This window comes from Terriglobia bacterium (genome assembly GCA_020072565.1).
Classification (GTDB): Bacteria; Acidobacteriota; UBA6911; order UBA6911; family UBA6911; genus JAFNAG01.
The window spans coordinates 44404-63698 of the sequence record JAIQGI010000041.1 but is presented as its reverse complement, the minus strand read 5'-3'; the positions used below and the strand labels follow the sequence as shown (position 1 = coordinate 63698).

The following is a 19295-nucleotide window of genomic DNA, read 5'->3' as shown; positions in this document are numbered from 1 at the left end:
CCAAATCACGTGATACTTGATGTCGTAGACCGCGTGCGCGCTGTGCCTGTATTCGACCATGCCCCCATTCTATTATATTTGAGCTGAAAGCTGACCGCCTGAAAGGCGGTGGGCTTAGACCTGGCGGACTGAGCTAAATCGAACTCCGGGTGCTGCGGCACGCAGGAAGTTCTGCGCGCCGGCGCCGGCGTAGCTCTCGTGCAAGACCCCGTTGAAAAACAGAATGCCCGCGTCGGACGGAAAGATCGCTTGTGCGCGTTCGAGATGCGCCGTCGACGTTCCCCATTGACGGCTGCTGTGCATCCAGGCGGTCGTGGCGAGGTACCATTGACGAACCATGTCGTCGTCTGACGGATGCGGATAGACGGAGTCGAGCAGCAGGCGCGCGAATTCCCAGTGAGTCATGTCGCCCCGGCCGACAGCACGACCATCGTTGATCTGAACCAATACCACCGCACCCATCCGTGTCGGAGACGCCGTGCCTGGCGCCAGTATGGCGATGTCGGTGTGCAGCAGTGCGCCACGCTTGAGTATGCGGCTCACGTCGCCGTGCCGGGCCTCGTCGCCCGTGAGCCCTAGCCATTGCTGTTCCAGCGATCCTACGGCGCGTGCGGGCGACTCGTGCAGCAATTTCACCAGCTCCCGGATCTCGGCGAGCAAGCCCATCAGGTCGCTCCTGGTCCAGCTGCTGATGGTCGTGGCCGCATCATCCAACTTTCCGGGATCATGCTGCGCGACTGCGGTCCGCCACTTCTCCAGCTTGTCGAGCCAGTATCCGGCGTTGAGGTTCACCTGCGAACCTTGCGCTGAAGGATGCGAGAACGCGCTTCGGCCCGACAGCACCGTGCCGGCAGTCAAGGCGACGACCAGCCCTGCAGCCAAGGCACGGGCCAGGCCGCGGGCAGAGATCACGCCCCGGGCGCCGCTATCCCTGGAATGCGCGCGATCCGCGGCACCCAGTCCGGGCCCAGCTATTACCGCGCTGCCGGTCCTGTCACCGTGGCCGTCCAATGGCAGGCTCATGCACTCCTTCGGCCCGCAGACGACGTGACGAAGCGATCGATCGCCGTCAGGCCCCCAACTGCTGCCTCTGTCGAAAGCGCAGCAAAAAAAGTTACGCCCCATGCCCTGCCTCGGCCCGCATCCCGGGATGCCGTCCTAGATAAGATCTGCCGTCACGGGCATGCTGATTCTGGCCCTGACGCACGATCATCCTCCAAAGCCCGATCTGATCGAAATTCAGTGAAAATGAGACCCTGACAACGCGGTCTACTACGAATTAGATGTCTGAGTTACGAGGGAAGTTCACGCTCATCTCCTCATTATCCCGATGCCCCCCAGCGCGCTCTCAATTAGAGAACCAATGGACGACGCGCGGTCCCAGCAACACCGCGGCCAGGATGGCGATGTTGATGATGGCGCCGGCAAAAGCATTGCTCCAATCCAGCACAGTAAGTACCAGCGAGAACACGCCGACCCCCACCAACATCAACTGCCACCACCCCCACCCGGCCATGAGTGCCACTGCGGCAACGACAAAACCGACGGCAGCCACGGCCCACAGAGCGCCGAACACCCGAATGCCGCTTTCTCCCAGATCCCATCGCCCCCCGAGCAGAGTGGTCTTGTACTTCAATCCCTCGATGGTAGCCATCTTCGTGTAGACTGCGGTGCCCATCAGGTGGATGAGGCCGTGCAGTACAAGAACGAACGCAACAACTATTACGAAGGTTCTGGGCATCGGAATCTCCTTAAATCACGGATGAGGAATAGCGCGTTCTTGGTTCATCAACCGTAACCAGAGTCGCTCCGCCCATCATTTGGCTTGGATCCAGAAGGGGACCTGTTGTTTCGCGACCGCATTTACCGAGGATTCAGTCGCGATCACTTCCAGGACGTAGGAGCCGGAAGGGAGGCCTTCCAGCGATACCTCGCTGTTGACAAAAAATGGCCCGCTGATCTCAGCAGCGCCGACAGCAAGGGGTCTTGAGGGTGATTGGGAAACGACCTGGTTGCCTCGATATATTTTTGTCTGCATCGAAATGGAGGCGCTGGCCGCATTATAAATCTGCACCGAGTACGGCAAGCGGGCGGGCAGGTATCGGCGCGTTGCACTGAACGGCTGTTCATCGAAGGCGCCGCGCGACACACTGGTTTCAGGGGATTCGGTGATTTGTTTCCGTCTCAGAAAGATGCTGCCCAATAAAATCTTTTTGTTTGGCGTGGGAAGAAGATCCGCACGCGGCACATCGACCCACTGGTGGGCGCTGCCTAAACGGCCGCTTTTGGGATCGCGCACCGCAACGCGCACCTGATAAATGCCCGGCTCAATGCCCACCAAACGGACACCGGCAAATCTTCCCTTCCCGGGCTGCGCCGGACTCGAGGGATCTGCAGACTGGCCGATGCTGTCCTTGAATCTATCGACGTTGCCACCCTCTCGGTTGGCTACAATGCCCATGACCTCGATCCGATCATCCTTGCCGGAACTTGCGCCGGAATCTTGACCTTCGACTTCGACTTGAAAGGATATATCCAGAACATACCCTTTTTCGGGCTGGTAGTAATACCCTGCATAAAGGAATATGGGCAGCTCTTCGATAGGCCAGGGAAATTGAAGCGCCTGGACCAGTTCAGTATTCGGAGCAGCTTTTGCCGGCGCCGCTTTGCCGGCCTTGGGCTGGGATTTGGGAATGAGCTTGGAGAGATCCATCGCGCCCTGGCGCAGGTGGACACTCAAGTCCGGGCGATCTTTGAGCTTTATCCTGATCGAGCTGTACTTTCCCGGCACCAGGAGGTCAGGATCGATGTGCCATCCCAAAAGGTAATAGCGGGAGGCTTCTTCCATGCCGGCGACGATGGCGGTGTCCAACGCGTTGGTGTTCTTGAAGAATCGTCCGCCGGTGTCTGACGCCAGGGCATTGAGTCCATCCTGCGCCGCCAGCACTTCGTTGGGACCACGCTCCAGACGCCCCGCGGGCTCCGCGGTTGCAGTGCCCGTCGAAACCTCTCCGCCAGCCGCGGCACCAGAGCGTGGAGGCAGCGGGACGGCAAACACCTGGGGAGAGGCTGCATTCGGGAGGCCCACCATAAGACCACGCGTATCCAGGGTGTAAATCACGATCGCCGCACGCGCCGCAGCTTCTGCGACCAGTCTCAGCCGGTACACGATGTCTGCTTTCTGGGGTTGCAGAATAAAGCCGTCGGATAAAAAAAAGAGCAACTTGCGCCCCGGCAGAGCCGCGCATGACTGCACGACGTTCCCAAGTGTGGTCAGAGATCGTGCCGAAAATTCTGCGGAAACATGAGCAAGCGCGGCGGCACGGCCGCGTACAATTTCCGCCGCCATGGCTCTACCCTGTGCATCATTGGGCAATCCGTCCGCGCTTACGGTTTGGTCCACAAAGTATCCGAAAACGTCTGGATCCGCCTGTTCTATGGCTGCCGCCTGCGCCTCGGTCATGACTGGCCGTGCGAGGTCCCGGATCGCTTCATTGTTGAATGTCAATCGAGCCACAGCCATGCGCAAAACGGACTTGTTATCACTGAGCTGCTGCAGGAACCCAAGTTGCCTGGAAGCGGTAAAGATGGCCGCCCGGTCATTCACACCCATGCTCTGATCGATCAGGCTCAGGAGCGCGGTCCGTGATCGCATCATGCTGTCAGCCGAAAGATGAAGGTCATCGAGGAAAAAGAGGAGAGTGCGGCCGGCGTCCGGACGGATAGACGTTTTCCGGCTCGGAGTGGAAGTGGATGGCGTGACTCTGGCCGACGCCTTCTCCGCCGTCGGGCCTCCTTCAGTCACCAGTTCGAAAAAATCGATCGATTGCGGTTTTCCGTCGACCAGCAGTTGAAACTGATCCGCCTTCAGATCGTCGACGAAGCGGCCCTGGCGGTCGAAAACCGTGACGTCGGTCTGGACCAATCCGACTCCGACACGGATGGTGGCTTCCGCGGTGGTCTTCTGCGTAGCTGCGGGCGTTTGACTTTGGGTGTAGAAAGGTCGTGCCTCCAGGCAGAACAGTAAGAGCAGGGAGAGAGCCTTCACAGGATGCACGCAGGAATGTTTCCGCAACATAACCAGAGCCCCAAGTCTGAGGATTGCACCTGGGAATGCATACTATCATCTTAGGATCCCAACTACACCGTTTTTGCCAAGATAATCCGGAGGCTGGAAGGGATCGATGGGGTGTTGGAAAGAGGCACGATCGACCGCATCGAAAGCAGGACACCCGAACGATGCCACAACAGATCGAGAGATGAAGAGCATCTGCGATTCAGACAGTGAGAACAAAGCCGGCGACGAATGACACGGCGCGGCACAATCGCAGCCAATGAATCTCAACGCAGAGCTCGCTGAGGTCGCAGGGACCGCAGAACACTTGCGATTCTCGCCCGCCACGGACGAACGCGCCGGAGAAATATAAAGCAGGCGCATTCATGTACTTTGTGTCATTCGTACCTGCTTTTTGCCCGCAGTGTCCGCGTCGCAGGAAGAGTATTCGCGGATCCTGCAAAATATGCCAGAGCAAGTATAACTTTTCCCGCAATTTAGAACCGCGGAGGAATGGCCGGGTGGTCGAAGGCGGCGGTCTTGAAACGCTTATCGGGGGTTTTTGTTAAACCGTTAAGAATCAACTAAATCCCTTTGTCAGCCGCAATTTAGCGCGATTCCCTTCTTATCGCACCTTGCCCTGTTTTGCCCCATTGTTGACGCTGTAGCGTGACAATTCTGTTACAATCGCCCGGTTTTAGGCTTCCAAAAAAGAGGCACTGTAACAGTTGTCGAAAAGCGAAATTCTTTCGAAGCTAATCGCGCTGCGGTGTGTCTGCAGCGCCAGGTTCGCGGCGTATCTGCTACACGGCCCATTGTTCGGCACGTTTGGCAACTAGGGACGCCGCCCTATTTTGCATAAGTCGAAAGAACAAGTCATGTTCTCAAATGGGCAAAATAGGGTGGCGTCCCTGGTTTCGTGCAGCTGTTCTACAAGACGTTTTGGGTGCTCGCAGTGTATGTTCCTCTGCGGGCGGCTGGCCGCTCAAGCGACCTTACGCAGGGAATGTTGATCGGAATCGTATTGGACATTATCGTGATTCCCTGGACGTATGTATTTGCGCACTACATCAAGAAGCCTGGCGATAGGTGGAGATAGAGTCATAGGGGGCACGCTTCTGGCCTTAGCACCGATTACGGTACAGAAGGTTATAAATCGGCGGTTTTTGGTGATCCAATAAAATGGATTGTAACAGTAGCGATTTTGACCGGTTTTCAGCACCTATTGTTTCCAATTTGTTCCCCACCCATTCTTGTTGCCAACGAACCAATTGGAGAACGCACACGTATTATCCGGTGAGTTGACCTTGGGGATTCAGGAGGAGCCATGCTCATAAGCCGCAGTCTGTACGCTTTATTGTTTATCGTTCTCATCGGCATTGCAGCGCCGGCACAGGATCTCACGCTTGACCAGATCCTGAAAAAAAATGAGGATGCCATTGGCGGCGCCGAGGCCATAAGCAAAGTCCAGACCCTCAGGATGACTGCCAGGATAACGATGGGGGATGCCCAAATGGAAATGGCGACAACCGTCTCGATCAAGCGTCCCAACAAGGTGCGCACCGAGACGTCTGCCATGGGCCAGAGTGTCGTTACGGCGTACGACGGCACTACCGGCTGGATGATAAACCCGCTCGCGGGCTCGTCGGCGCCGCAGAAGCTGGACGAGGCCACGGTTTCCAAGCTCACCGGCACGAGTCTCGAAGGTTCCATAGGCGCCCTGAGCGGCATCAAGGCCGCCGGTAATACCGTCGAACTTCTCGGCAAGGAGGACGTCAAGGGCTCGCCCGCCTATAAGCTCAGAGTCACACTCAAAGTCGGCATTACCTCCACCTACTTTGTCGATGCCACGACCTTCCTCCCCGTCAAGATCACTTCCAGAATGGGCATTAGGGGGCAGGATGTGGAATCCGAAGGTTACCCCAGCGACTACAAAAAGATTGGCGACATATTGTTTGCGCATTCCCTGGAAACAATCGTGAGCGGGCAGACCGTGCGCATGACTTACGACAAGATCGTGAGCGTGGAGCAAGGGACACCACCCTATTTTGCACAAATGGAAAGAACCAGTAATGTCTCAAATGGGCAAAACATGGTGGGTGGCGTCCCTAGTTTTGTTGTGATGGTTTTGGCGCCGCGTGGCCACAATTGAGTGACAATGCCCCGAAAATGGCGTTTCGCCTTGAAAACTGTAAAGGCAAAGATATAATCTTTTCTGCTATTTACAGGTTGGAGGAATGGCCGAGTGGTCGAAGGCGGCGGTCTTGAAAACCGTTAGGGGGGCAACTCCCTCGTGGGTTCGAATCCTACTTCCTCCGCCACACCCTTAATGTTCATCAATTCAGACTGCACACTGGCGCGGATTATTCGTGAATGTGCGACCAAAATGCAGTTTCGGACGCGGGAAAACGCTGACAGACGCTGACCGTTCGGTGTTGGCCGGCGTGCACTTCTGTCGCTTTTCACCGAGGTGCGGTTCTGCCTCATGAATCTTCTTTTCCTTTTTATCTGGTTCCGCCCGATTCCGGTCAGTTCTCAAACGAGTTTCCAGCGAACTTGACAGGGCCTCTTCTTGCAGGCTATACGTTGAGCAGCTCAAGCCGATCGATTATCGCGCACGCAAGGTCCACCACATCGGCAGGGCCTCAAAAGGGGTGCTTGACGAGGTTCTCTCCATTCTTGATGCCTGCATTTACCGGAGGCCTGACAAAGCCCTCCAGCGGACGCGAAAAGCCGCGCCGCTGAGCGCCGGTGTTGGGCGGCGGAGGCAACTGTGATGCTCGAAACGGTCCTCTGGGTCGTGGTCGGTCTCTTTCCCATTTCGGAGATCGCGCTCGCGATCCTCAAACGGGCCGACTCGCGCTCCGCCCAAAGTAAAGACCGCGGCTCGATGCGGCTCCTATGGCTCGCCATCGGGCTCGGCATCACCTGCGCCATAGCTTTCCAGTGGGTCCCCTCAGCCAGGCTTCGGTTACCCGGCAGCCTGGTTCACGGCCTTGCCCTCGCCTTTCTCCTCACAGGGCTCACCATTCGCTGGATCTCGATCGTGACTCTCGGTCGTCTCTTCACCGTCGATGTCGCCATCCAACAGAACCACGCGTTGGTTCAGCACGGTCTGTACCGCCTGGTTCGGCACCCCTCGTATTCGGGGCTTCTCCTGGCCTTGTTCGGCCTGGGTCTGTTTTACGCCAACTGGCTCAGCCTCCTCGGCCTCATGGCGCCGAGCACCCTCGCGGTCATCAACCGAATTGCGAAAGAAGAACGAGCGCTTCTTGTGGCCCTCGGTCCGCCCTATGCTGCCTACTGTGCGCGCACGAAGCGTCTCTTTCCCGGTTTGATGTAGCTCTGTGGCCGCTCGCTGCCGAAGCGGCGCCTGCAGCGGGCGGGCGCGTGGGGACTGAGGTTGACCTGGTTGTAGAGGTCAATTCACTATTCACAGCGGAGCACCTTGATCGGATCAATTCCTCCGGCGCGACGTCCAGGTATGTAACTGGCCAGGAGTGCAATGAAGATGACCAGTAATGAAACAAACGCTAAGGCAGGCGGATCCATCGGGCTGATTTCGAATAACAGGCTGGAGATGAACCGGGCCAGCGCCAGGTACACAAGCAGTCCTGCCGCGAGCCCCGTGATGGCCACGCCGCCCCCTTCCCTCAGTAGAAGCATCCGCACGTTGCGTGAAGGGGCTCCCAAGGCAATGCGGATCCCCAGCTCTCGGGTGCGCTGGTTCAATGAGTGCGCGATCAGCGCGTATATTCCGACAACTACGATCGAGAAGGCGATCACGGCAAGAACCGTGGTCAGAATCGTCAGCATCCGGTCCGTTGCGATGGAATCGCTGAGCATTTCTGCCAGCGTGCTGGTCTTTCCGAGTTTGATCCTCGGATCGACGGCGCTCAGTTCACCCTGAATGGCCGACAGCAGATGCTCCCCTCGGTGCGAGGTGCGCAGGCATAAGGTTCCCGGCGTCCCGTTGTCCTGCAGCACCGGGAGATCGATATGAGGAATCGCGGGCTCGCGCAGGCTGTGATACTTCCGATCCCCGGCCACCCCCACAATCTCATAACAGGCAGAACTCCTGGATCGGGAAGACCAGAGCTTTTTACCGATCGGATTTTGTCCCGGGAAATAAAGGCGTGCAAAAGCCAGGTTGATAATGGCAACCGGCGGCGAACCCGCGCGATCGGACTCGGCAAACCCACGACCCTGCAGGATCGGAGTTCCGATGAGTTCATGATAGCCCGGCCCCACAAGATTGTAATCAGCGCTGGGGATCACGTCCGACTGAGACTCATAACCTTCAGGCCAGATGCTTCGTCCGGCGCTCGCCCCGCCAAACGGGATAATATTGGCAGCACTGACCGCCTCGATTCCGGGGAGATGCTTGAGGCGTTCGGCGACCCGCAGGTAGAGATCCCCGTTGTGGGCTATGCTGTCTGCGCCCGGCAAATCAACGCGCACCAGAAAAACGTCATTCATTGCCGGATCAATTGCGAACAGATGCAGCAGATTCCTGATCAACAGTCCGGCTCCGAGAAGCACGACGACCGCCAAGGCGATCTCGATCCCCACCATCGCATGTCGCAGGCCATAACGGCGCACGCCGTGAGTCAAGCCTGCCCTGTCGCCCTTGAGTGCGGTGGTCAGATCCGGCTTGGAACAGTGAAGTGCCGCCGCGGATCCCGATATCAGGCCGGCAACAGCCGAGACCAGAAGCGCAAAAAGAAGAATTCGGCCATCAGGGGTCGCAGCAAGGGGGCTGGTGGCCAGATCAATGTTCGGCTGAGACGCGATCCACAGGCGAGTGATCCACTGCGCCAGCAGAATGCCGGCGACACCGCCGCAAATGCAGAGGATGACGCCCTCCATAAGAAGCTGGACAATCAGGCGGATCCTGGGAGCTCCCAAGGCCCGGCGAATTGCCATCTCACGCCGTCTCGAAATGGTCCGCGCCAGCAGCAGACTCGATATATTGATGCAGGCGATCAACAGGATCAAACCCACGACGACCATGAGCAGAGCAAGCGGCCTCTCCAGATTCTGGCGGAGAAACGAGAGACCCCTGCCGACAGGTTCGAGTGACAATTGGAGCTCACGGTGACGCGCAGCCCGATACCCAGCCGCATAGGCCGGATTGACAACGCGCTTCAGCAACACATTCATCGCCGTTTGAGCCTGAACCATGCTGATCCCCGGCTTGAGCCGGCCCCATACGTTCAGCCAGTGGTAAGTCGGCCGATCTGTATTGCGGTCGTCCGGCCGGACGCCGGCGCGCATCGCAAGAGGCACCCAAATCTCAGTGGCCCTGTCGGCATAGGCTCCGTTGAAGCCTTTGCGCGCCACGCCCACCACCACATAGCTTGCCTGATTGATCGTCATGGTCCGGCCGACGGCGTCGGGGGATGAGCCGAACCATCGCTGCCACAGACCGTAGGAAATCACCACCGCGGGCACCTTTTCCTCCGGCAGGAGAACCCGTCCTATGGCAGCATCCACTCCCAGCATGTCGAAGTAGTTTGTGGATACCAACGCTCCGCGCACGGTCGGCCGCTGATCGCCGACCCCTATGCTCAGACTCTCGTTTGAAAAGGCGAGCAAGCCCGAGAAGACTTCGTTTTCATCACAATAAGCCCTGTATTCGGGGTACGAGAATTGATTGTTTGCATTATCGGCCCGATAGCCCCAGGTGAGTGCCAGGAGTTCCTGAGGCGCTTTTACGGGCAGGGAGCGCAGGAGCAGCCGGTCTACCAGGCCGAACACTGCGGCATTCGCACCAATTCCAACCGCAAGGGTAACCAGGGCCATCGCCGCAAATCCTGGACTTCGACGTATCCCGCGCAAGCTGTAACGCAAGTCCTGCCCGAGTTCATCGAGCCATCGCAGGCCGCGGGCATCGCGGCACTCTTCCTTGTGCTGCTCGACGCCGCCCAGCTCGCGCAGAGCGGCATAACGAGCTTCTTCCGGCGCCATCCCCTGCGCAATGTATTGCTGGATCTCGTTTTCCAGATGGTAGCGGAGCTCTTCGTCGAGCTCCTTTTCGACACGGCTGCGGCGGAATAACGAGCGGAGACGCAGCGGCAATTTGTAGGTCCAGCGCGCCATTTTTCGCTTCGCCTCAAGGTGTCTCGAGCACCAGGTCAATGGCCGCGGACAACCGGTCCCAATTCGCGCGCTCCCGATTCAGATACTTGCGGCCCGCCGGCGTCACCGAGTAATACCTGGCACGGCGATTGTTCTCCGACTCGCCCCACTTCGCCTTGATCCACCCCTGCTGTTCCAGGCGGTGCAGGGCGGGGTAGAGCGCTCCCTGATTTACCTGCAGCACCTCCTTCGAGACCAGCTTGATGCGCTGCGCGATCCCCCAGCCGTGCATCGGTTCGAGCGCAATGGTCTTGAGGATCAGAAGATCCAAAGTACCCTGCACAAGGTCGGTCGGCTTACCCATGGGTTCTCCCCTCAATTATTGACAAGCGCAATATCGGCCCTCTCGTGTCAATAGTCAAGGGGAAAAAACGCGCCGCGAGCTGAATCCGGCCCGCATGTCAACCAACCGGGTGAACCCGGCCTCTGCGAGAGGGTCGAGATTTTCGTGTGGGGCGGCCTGATCCTGACCACTTATTGAGAACGCGCGGGATTGACTCATAGCCGGCCACAGACCATTTTGATCTCTGCCTGATCCAAAACAGTCCCTTATTGAGATGCGCGGCTGTCATGAAAGAGCAGGGACGACGCATCCATGAAGACCTTAGGCATCACCGCGTCAGAGCGCGCCGGCCGGGCCGCCGCAGATTTTTCTTGACTGTCTATACCGTATGGACTAATATGTCTATGTACTATAGACACCGGGAGGATCCGATGACCATCCACGAAGCGCTGCTGAAGAAGGCCCGAGCCGCCGGGACCCGGCTTGCCGACGCCGAACGTCAGGTTCAACTGGCTCGTAATGAGTATCACGCAATCGTCCGCCGAATGCACCTGGCCGGAGGTTCCTTGAGGGAAATCGCCCAGGCGCTCGATTTGAGCCATCAGCGCGTGCAGCAGATGGTCGACGGGGCCGGCGGCAGCTGGTGGCAAAGGGTCTGGCGCGCGCGCAACGTGAAGAACGACTTGACCTGCACCTTCTGCAATCGCCCGCAAAGCCAGGTTGCCAGGCTTATCGCAGGGCCCAAGGTCTACATTTGTGACGCGTGTATCGCAGCTGCGGAAGAGAGCATGACCGGCAGTTCCCCTTATGGTTCTCTGGCCTTGGCCGGCGAGGGTGCGAGGGCCCGGTGCTCCTTCTGCGGCAAAGGCAGGACGAGCGACAGGCTGCTGCTCACGGGCCCGCGAGGAAATGTCTGCGGTGAGTGCCTCAATGTCTGTCGACAGATTCTCATAGACAGCGCAGCGTGAGGGTCCGCATTGGGGTGAAGGGCGGACTCTGCGCGGCGGCGGACCGCGCGACCAGAAAACGGGTTACCGAAAAACCGGCGAGAATAAATGTACCAATCCGTATTCCGGTCAAGTGGCTGGCCGGAAATCAGCCTTAGGCCCGCATGATTGACTTGCTGACGGCTCCCTGGATTGCGGCTACTTGATAACCTCGGTGTCGACGAGTTTGCCATCCGGGGCAACCGTGATCTCCGTCTGCCGGCCGCCTTTTTCGAATACCGCCGCAAAAACGGTCTTGCCGTCTTCCAGGACCTTTTTCGTCGAGATGATCTTGCCACCCGCCGCTTGGGCATCAATGGTTTTGCGCGCGGCTTCGGGAACTTCGGACAGCGGTATATCTTCCTCGGAGCCGGTCAGTTTTCCATCGGGGGCTACCGAAATCTCTGATTGTTTCCCGCCCTTTTCGATCACCGCGCCAAAAGCCGTCTTGCCGTTTTCAAAGACCTTTTCTGTCGAAACGACTTTGCCGCCAGCAGCATGGGCATCCATGACCTTGCGCGCGGCTTCGGGAACCTCCGACGGTGGTATTTCCTCTTCTGAGGTCAGCAACTTCCCGTCCGGGGTTATTGAGACCTCGGCTTTTCTCCCACCCTTCTCGATCTCGAATTCATAGGCCATCGTGCCATCTACATCGCCCTTGGTGATCTTTTTGATTTCTGCTGGGGATGCGTACGTTTTGATCGCTTGTTGGACCTTCTGGGGCACCTGAGACATTTTCAGGACCGGATCTTTTTCTTCTGGTTTTGCCTGCGACCACACTCGAACCGCGCATCCCGCGGCGATTGCCAAAACAGCCATACTGAGGATGATCCGTCTCAACTTCATAGGCTCGCTCCCTCGTTTTGTCTTTGGTTTGTCCCCAATCACACTGCTCATGGAGAAAGGCCGGATCTGGGTAATGGATCCATGGGTACCCGAGCGCGGCAGGATTGACGAAGTCGATTGCCCTAAGACTCATGACGTCGCCATTCCGCCGTCGCCGGTTTTAGGCAAAACAAGACACGCGGCACATCTACACGGGGCCACCAGCCTTGTCAGAACCAAACCTCACAGATCCGGCTCCAGTCCCACTATCATGCCACAAAGCCCAAGACCATTCATCCATTTGCTGAGCGGATTTCACTGCTTATTCGGGCTTTTATTCCCCTGTGTCTGAGAGGCTTTGGCCTGGTGTCTGCGTTCCAGCTCGGCAGTCAGCGCGGCGCGGAACGGGGGATTGGGGTTGGCTTGAGGGAGCGGCGGCTTATAGGCCTCGGTGGTATACACATTGCGCGCGTTCCAGGCACAGAAGCCGAAGGCTCCGGCGTCGCGGAGCGCCTGGATCTGCTCCAGAATCATGTGCCGGTCATAGATGGCCCCCAGATCGAAGTCCTGAATCCAGGGCCGCAATTTCGCTCGTTGCCCCTTGATCTTGTCCAGCCCTCTCACGCAGCTGTCGTAGACCACTTTGTAAGGGTGTTCGGCAGGCTTTGCGAAGCCCATGTAGCCCGGTGGGTAGTGTGAGGGATATACCATGGGACAGAGATAATCCACATAGGGCGCTATGTCATCGATCTTCTGTCCGATGTTAAGGTCGTCCTCGGCGACTGTTGTGAGTCCGAAAATATCGGCAGACACGAGGACGTCCAGCGGCTTCAGCTCTTGGTCCAGGTATCTGAAAAATTCCTTTATCACCTGGTGCTTTGGAACGTCCGCCTTGTATAAGGGATATGCCAGATCCTCGAGACGGCCATCGGTGGGGAAGCGAACGTAATCGAATTGGACCTCGTCGAATCCCCTGGAGGCCGCCTCCTTGGCGAGGTTCAGGTTATATTCCCATACCTTGCGTGACGAGGAATCAACCCAGGTCTGGCCGTTGCGGTCCTTCCAGGTGGCGCCGCCGGTGGTCTTTACCGCCAGCTCCGGCTTGGCTGAGGCAAGCACCGGATCCTGAAAGACGGCAATACGCGCGATCGTGTGTATTTTCCGCTCCTGGCAATAGTTGAGCACCGCTCCCAGGTCACGGATGCGTCGCTCATGAGCCTTGATCTCGGCCACCAAAGGCACCGCCGAATCGTAGCCGACCTTTCCGGAACAATCCTTGATGTCGATGACCAGCGTGTTGAGCTCGGAACTGGCCATGCCGTCGGCGATTTCCCGGAACCGCTTCATTCCTGCTATCCAGGAGGTTACGTAGAGACCTCGGGCTTCCTGATTCAGGAAGTCCCGTTTCCGAGGCACCTGCGGTTGAGCCGGCGCCGCAGCGACCTGACCTGGAGCCTCAGCCGGGATGGGCGTGGAAAGCGCGCTTGGGCGCGTGATCTGGAGGGCCGTGACCAAAAGCGACACGCCGGCTGCGAAATACGAAACCAAGAGTGGCTTGTTCAATGGAAATTCCTTAATTTATCAGGGTTCTGCATAAAATGAATCTGAGCGGAGAACCACATCTGACAGCACATGCGCCGTAACCGAGGGGAAAGACAGATACGCTTCCTCTCTACTCTTCGGCCGGAATTTCCCTGCGGTTAAGGCTTTTCCGCTCGCGAAAACGCGGAACGCGACCGGGCCGGCATCGCTGCCTCAAATCTCCGGCAAACGGAGGTCGCACTGCCTTCAGTACTCGATGGGAGGAATCAACAACGAAGGACGTGTTCAGGAGTTGAGCGAAAAACCGCGTCGCGTACGGTCACCGAGAAGAGCAGCCGTCGCGGGTGCGGATGCGCGGATCTTTCATCCGCTTCACCTGCACGTGGATGGGCCGGCGGCGCGCGTCGTCCGAAGCAGCCGCTCATGCGCCGGGGCACACCCTAGGATGCATGAAAATAGGGGCGATGTTGGGAGACATGAGGAGGGGCGCGGCCCGCCCGACCGCGCCCGGCAGAGTCAATTTTTGGAACAGGGGTGGTGTACGCGATTTGTTTCTCACCTAACCGTGAATTCCCCGCGCAGGTGGATATCCTTGGAAGAGCTGCCGACGAGCACACGGAACGTCCCCGGTTCGACCACCCACTTCATGTCCCGGTCGAGCATTCTCAGCTCGGCGGGGCCAAGGGTGAACGCCACGGTCGCGCGCGCTCCCGGCGCGAGGTGAATGCGGCGGAATCCTTTCAATTCGATGACCGGCTGCGCCACCGATGCCAGCACATCGCGGATATATAGCTGCACGACTTCGTCGCCGGCGCGCGCGCCCGTATTTTCGACCGTGCATCGTATTTGTACCGTGTCCGACGCCCCTATTTCCTGCGGGTGGATCGCCAAGTCCGAGTACTCGAAGGTTGTGTAGCTCAATCCGAAGCCGAACGGGAAGAGCGGCATCCCGGTGAGATCTGCGTAGTCGTCTCCTCGACCGGTCGGTTTGTGGTTGTAGCAGAGCGGCAACTGACCTTCGAACACCGGAAACGTGATCGGCAGGCGGGCGGCGGGGTTGGCGTCGCCAAAAAGCACATCGGCCACCGCAGGTCCGCCCGCCTCGCCCGGATACCAGGCATCGAGCACGGCGTCCACCTGGTCGAGCCACGGAGACATCGTGATGGCGCTGCCGCCGACGAGCACCACGATGGTCGGCTTGCCCGTCTTTGCGATCGCCTCGATCAGTTCTTCCTGCCGGCCCGGCAGGCTCAGTCTTGCACGGTCGCGGAACTCGCCTTCTTCGAGACCGGCAACTACGACGGCCGCATCGCTCTCGCGGGCGACCGCCACTGCGCTGCCGATTTTCGCGCTCGATTCGTCCTTCACTCCCGCATCCCACACGAGGCGCAACCGCGCGTTGCCGGCACTCTCGAAGTACTCGAGCTTGATGGTGTGATGCGATCCTGGTAGCCACGCGGTTTCGGCGGTGCGCCGGCCGTAGGACCGTTTGATCCAATCGTCGATCACCAGCTTACCGTCCAGGTACAGACGGTAGCCGTCATTCGCCTCGACGCCGATTCGGCGGACTCCTTCCGCCGGCGCAGTGATCGTGCCGGTCCAGCGAATCGAGTACCAGTCGAAAGGGATGCTGCGTCCGGGAGAATTCAGCGTCCACCGGAAGTCCAAACGCAAATCGGCGCGTGCGAACCGCGGCTGGCCTTCGAAGCGCCGATTGTCAAAGTACTCGCCCGTGAGCCCGCGCACCTCCTGGCCTTTGGACTGCGATGCCAGCGCGCCGGCCGGCACAACCACGAAGTCCGGCACGACTCTCCCGGGGCCGGGCGCGTAGCGAATCTCGACCGTCGATCCGAGCGCTTGACGAATGCCCTCGAGAATCGACTCCTTCTTCGATCCCGGCCCGCTGTAGCCCCCGAGGCGCGCCTCCTCCGCGTCGGCGCCCACCACCGCGATCGACCGTATCGTCTTGGCGAGCGGCAGCACGCGGTTGTCATTCTTCAGCAGGACGATCGACTCACGCGCCGCCTCGCGCGCGAGCGCCCGATGTTCCACCGAACCGTTCGCCGCCGCCGCGGCGCCCGGATCGACGTACGGTTGCTCGAACAGGCCCAACTCGAACTTCGCGCGCAGCACGCGCGCCACCGCGGCGTCGATGATTTCCGGCGCTATCAGGCCACGCTGAAACGCGTCCAGATAGGGCCGCTGCTGGCCGTACTGCGACTGGAACACGACGTCCAGCCCCGCCTCGAACGCGTCCTGCACCGCGCTCGCCGTGCTCGCCTCGGTCATGTGGAGCACCGTCGCCCCGCTCGTGGCCGATGCGTCGGAGATCACGAAGCCGCGGAACCCCCATTCGCCTTTCAGAATGCCGTTCAGCAAGCGCCGATTCTGCGTCGCCGGCGATCCTTCGACGGAGTTGTACGATGTCATGACCGAGCGTGCGCCCGCGTCCCTGATGGCCGCGATGAATGGCGGGAAGTACCGTTCTGCGAGGGTGCGCTCGCTCACACCGATCGGATAGCTGTCGCGCCCCCCCTCGCCCACGTTGGCCACAAAGTGCTTCGGCGTCGCGACCACGCCTTTCTTCTCAAACGTCGCTACGAACGCGCGCGCCATCGCCGACGCCAGATATGGATCCTCGCCGTAGGTTTCCTCCACCCGCCCCCAGCGCACATCGTCGGCGATATTCACGACCGGCGAGAGCACATCCCGAATGCCGCGCGTCCTTACTTCATCCGCGATCGCGCCGGCTACCCGTTCCATCAACCCCATGTCCCAGGTCGCGGAGAGCGCGATCGCCTGCGGGAACACGGTCGCGCCTTCGCGCTGGATGCCGTGCACGGCCTCTTCGAAAGGGATGATCGGAATGCCGAGGCGCGTCTTCTCGACGAAGTAGCGCTGAATCGCGTTGATGCGCTCGGCGTGCGCGCGTGCGAGCGCCGCTGCCGTCGCCCCGTCCCCCGACTGCCGGCGCGCGGTCGCAATCTGCAGCCCGAAGATACCTTGCGAGTAGTCGTTTGCCGGATTATCGAGATCGCCGGGAATCATGAACAACTGCCAGAACTTTTCTTCGAGCGTCATGCGAGATATGAGGTCACGCACGCGCACCTCGACCGGCAGGCTGGCGTTGCGGTAGGGCGGCGGCTCCTGGCTCCGGGACAGAAGTGCCGTGCCGATGGCGCAGACGGCAATGAGGACGACCAGGGATCGACGGAAATGACGGGGCATGATCCTGCTCATAGTGGACCTCGGCTGAAAATAGCATGAGGAACTATGCCTGACAGCGATCCGGAATTCGGGCACCCGCGAGCCCGGATTATTCATGAATGTGCCACCAAAATGCATTTTTGGACGCGGAAAAACGCTGACCGACGCCGACCGTTCGCTCTTACTCGGCGTGCGGTTCTGCTTCGTGAACAATTCAGGCTAGCGCTGCACCGGTTCGCCTCCCTGTTCGTACACTATGCCGCCCTTCATGACAAAACGAACTTTGCGAATCGCTGAAAGATCACGGGTCGGATCGCCGTCGACCGCGATCAGATCCGCGAACAGACCGGCCTTGACCTGCCCGACCTGATCTTCCATGTGCAGCACGCGCGCGTCGACCGAGGTGGCGGAACGCAAGGCATTCAGGAGCGGCATGCCGAAGCCCACCATGATTTCAATCTCGCGGGCATTGTCTCCGTGCGCGAACACGCCGACGTCGCTGCCGCTGGCAATCGTGACGCCGGCATCGAGCGCGGCTTTGAAACTGGCGCGTTTGCGGGCCGAATTGGGCCCGGCAACAGAAACGGTTGGGCAAAGAACCGTGCCATGCTCCTTCATCAACTGGAAGACCTCGGGCGTGCCGCCGTCGCCGTGCTCGATCGTTTCCACGCCTGCGAGTACGCAGCGGCGCATCGCCTCGGCGGTTGTGGCGTGCGCCGAGACCGGTCTTCCGCTGCTGCGGGCGGTTTCCACGGCGAGCTTGATCTCGTCGATCGAAAAAGTGGGAGCGGTCGTACCATTCGCGCCCCAACGATAATCGGCGTACAGTTTGACCCAGTCGGCGCCATGGCCGATCTGGTCGCGCACGACTCGAATCAGGCTGTCGATCCCGTCCGCCTCCTCCGCACCTTGCGGCACGCGCCATTCCGAGGCAAAGCCTTTCGGCCCATAGCTCCCGGTAGCGACGATGGCGCGGGTGGCGACCTGCATTCTCGGACCCGGAATGATTCCCTGCTGGACCGCCTGCTTGAGACCCACATCTGCGTAGCCGGCGCCTTCCGTCCCAAGGTCCCGAAGGGTTGTGAACCCGGCCAGCAGCGTATTGCGCAGGTGATTCGTCGCCCGCGCCACGCGCAACGAGAGAGATTCATGCGCGACCTGGTCGTTCCAGGAAGTCTCACTATAAGGGTGCAAAAGAACGTGGGCGTGAGCCTCGATGAGGCCCGGCATTAAGGTTGTCCCGGACATTTCTATCACTTTGGCATCCGCGGGAGCTTTGACCTCAGCCGCGGGGCCGACCGCCTCGATGCGTTCGCCGCGGACGCTAACGACCCAGCCATCGTGCGGTTGATCCGTCACGCCATCCCAGACACGGGATGGCTTGAGCAGATATGCCGTCGCGGGCCGGCTTTGCTGATTCTGCGCCGCCGGCCGGTTCTGTGCCGGCATTCGAACAATGAGACACAGGATCAGGCACAAAAACAATATGGATGCCCTCGCGATTCTGCTCATAAGCCTCCTTTTCCGATGAATTGTAACTCTTCCAGACCCCGGCTTATTTCGCCGCCGAGATCTTGAGCAGCATGCAGCCGTGACGCGGAATTTCGCCGGTGTACTCGTTGGTGAATGTGCCGAGGTTTTTCTGCCGCCACAGGTCGCGCACTACCTGCCCGCCGCTGATGCCCAGATCGGACCACCTGGCTGTCACCCTCATCGGCATCTCTTCGAGATTGAACAGGCCGACCGCCTTGGAACCGTCCGACAGCGGGCGCGCCCAGACCTGCAGGTTTGCGCCGGGTGATCTGTAAACGGTCTTGGCTCCCCTGCCCATCGGGTCCTGATCGACTGCCAGAACTTCGTCGTTGGTCAGCAAACCTACCGTGAAGTCATCGGCCTGCGCCAGGTCGCACCCAAGGATGAGCGGCGCAGCGTGGAGCGTCCAGAGCGAGACGTGGCTGAGTTGCTCGGCGGGCGACAGGTTCGATTCGTGCTGCGGCTCGTAGCTCCAGCCGACGACGCCGACGACCAGCATGTCGACATCGTTCCAGTGGCCGGGCCCTCCGTACTGGCCGATGTCGATCTCCGACCAGCGGGGGTTGAAGCCGATTTGCATCGTCTGGGGCCAATTGTCGCGAATGTCACCGGTGGTGCGCCATGAATTGCCGCAGATGTCGGGCTCGGCGCCCCATTCCCAAACGTTGCCGTTGCCGTACTGGCATATGCTGTACACAATATCTCGCGGAGCCTTGTTGAGCAG

General features: G+C 59.5%; 13 protein-coding genes and 1 tRNA gene. 4 read left to right on the top strand and 10 right to left on the bottom strand.

The features are described 5' to 3' along the window. Positions 1-114: 114 nt before the first annotated feature. The 3 genes from LAP85_21570 to LAP85_21560 form a co-directional block, all read right to left on the bottom strand. The gene (locus tag LAP85_21570; GenBank protein MBZ5498996.1) at positions 115-1023 is read right to left on the bottom strand and encodes a hypothetical protein; all 909 of its coding nucleotides are present in this window, start codon (positions 1021-1023) and stop codon (positions 115-117) included. Between the two features lie 325 nt (positions 1024-1348). Further along, positions 1349-1741, bottom strand: a complete 393-nt coding sequence (locus LAP85_21565) for an ABC transporter permease (GenBank protein MBZ5498995.1) — start codon at positions 1739-1741, stop codon at positions 1349-1351. A gap of 75 nt (positions 1742-1816) precedes the next feature. Next, positions 1817-4057 carry a VWA domain-containing protein gene (locus LAP85_21560; GenBank protein MBZ5498994.1) on the bottom strand — a complete coding sequence of 747 codons (2241 nt, stop codon included), beginning with the start codon at positions 4055-4057 and terminating at the stop codon, positions 1817-1819. A 1324-nt stretch (positions 4058-5381) separates the two neighbouring features. Here LAP85_21560 and LAP85_21555 point away from each other — a divergent pair. From LAP85_21555 to LAP85_21545, 3 genes are all read left to right on the top strand, one after another. Further along, positions 5382-6206 carry a hypothetical protein gene (locus tag LAP85_21555; GenBank protein MBZ5498993.1) on the top strand — a complete coding sequence of 275 codons (825 nt, stop codon included), beginning with the start codon at positions 5382-5384 and terminating at the stop codon, positions 6204-6206. A 79-nt stretch (positions 6207-6285) separates the two neighbouring features. Then, positions 6286-6375, top strand: a tRNA-Ser gene (locus LAP85_21550). A gap of 452 nt (positions 6376-6827) precedes the next feature. Beyond that, a complete protein-coding gene (locus LAP85_21545) occupies positions 6828-7397 on the top strand; it encodes an isoprenylcysteine carboxylmethyltransferase family protein (protein MBZ5498992.1) in 570 nt (189 codons plus the stop codon). An 86-nt stretch (positions 7398-7483) separates the two neighbouring features. Here LAP85_21545 and LAP85_21540 read toward each other — a convergent pair whose 3' ends face one another. Both LAP85_21540 and LAP85_21535 read right to left on the bottom strand, forming a co-directional pair. Further along, positions 7484-10156, bottom strand: coding sequence for an ABC transporter permease (locus LAP85_21540; protein MBZ5498991.1), 2673 nt, complete (start codon positions 10154-10156; stop codon positions 7484-7486). Between the two features lie 13 nt (positions 10157-10169). Continuing rightward, positions 10170-10499: a PadR family transcriptional regulator gene (locus LAP85_21535; GenBank protein ID MBZ5498990.1), complete on the bottom strand. Its 330-nt coding sequence runs from the start codon at positions 10497-10499 to the stop codon at positions 10170-10172. Between the two features lie 410 nt (positions 10500-10909). Between LAP85_21535 and LAP85_21530 the strand changes: the two genes are divergently transcribed. Continuing rightward, positions 10910-11446, top strand: a complete 537-nt coding sequence (locus tag LAP85_21530) for a hypothetical protein (GenBank protein ID MBZ5498989.1) — start codon at positions 10910-10912, stop codon at positions 11444-11446. A 177-nt stretch (positions 11447-11623) separates the two neighbouring features. Here the strand turns inward: LAP85_21530 and LAP85_21525 are convergent, their stop codons facing one another. The 5 genes from LAP85_21525 to LAP85_21505 all read right to left on the bottom strand — a co-directional run bounded on the left by LAP85_21525 (position 11624) and on the right by LAP85_21505 (position 19268). After that, positions 11624-12310 carry a hypothetical protein gene (locus LAP85_21525; protein ID MBZ5498988.1) on the bottom strand — a complete coding sequence of 229 codons (687 nt, stop codon included), beginning with the start codon at positions 12308-12310 and terminating at the stop codon, positions 11624-11626. A 294-nt stretch (positions 12311-12604) separates the two neighbouring features. Further along, on the bottom strand, positions 12605-13852 hold the full coding sequence (locus LAP85_21520; GenBank protein ID MBZ5498987.1) for a putative glycoside hydrolase: 1248 nt from the start codon (positions 13850-13852) through the stop codon (positions 12605-12607). A gap of 534 nt (positions 13853-14386) precedes the next feature. Continuing rightward, positions 14387-17059, bottom strand: coding sequence for a glycoside hydrolase family 3 C-terminal domain-containing protein (locus LAP85_21515; protein ID MBZ5498986.1), 2673 nt, complete (start codon positions 17057-17059; stop codon positions 14387-14389). 198 nt (positions 17060-17257) lie between these two features. Continuing rightward, on the bottom strand, positions 17258-18487 hold the full coding sequence (locus tag LAP85_21510) for an amidohydrolase family protein (GenBank protein MBZ5498985.1): 1230 nt from the start codon (positions 18485-18487) through the stop codon (positions 17258-17260). A gap of 106 nt (positions 18488-18593) precedes the next feature. Continuing rightward, positions 18594-19268: a hypothetical protein gene (locus tag LAP85_21505; protein MBZ5498984.1), complete on the bottom strand. Its 675-nt coding sequence runs from the start codon at positions 19266-19268 to the stop codon at positions 18594-18596. Positions 19269-19295 lie beyond the last annotated feature (27 nt).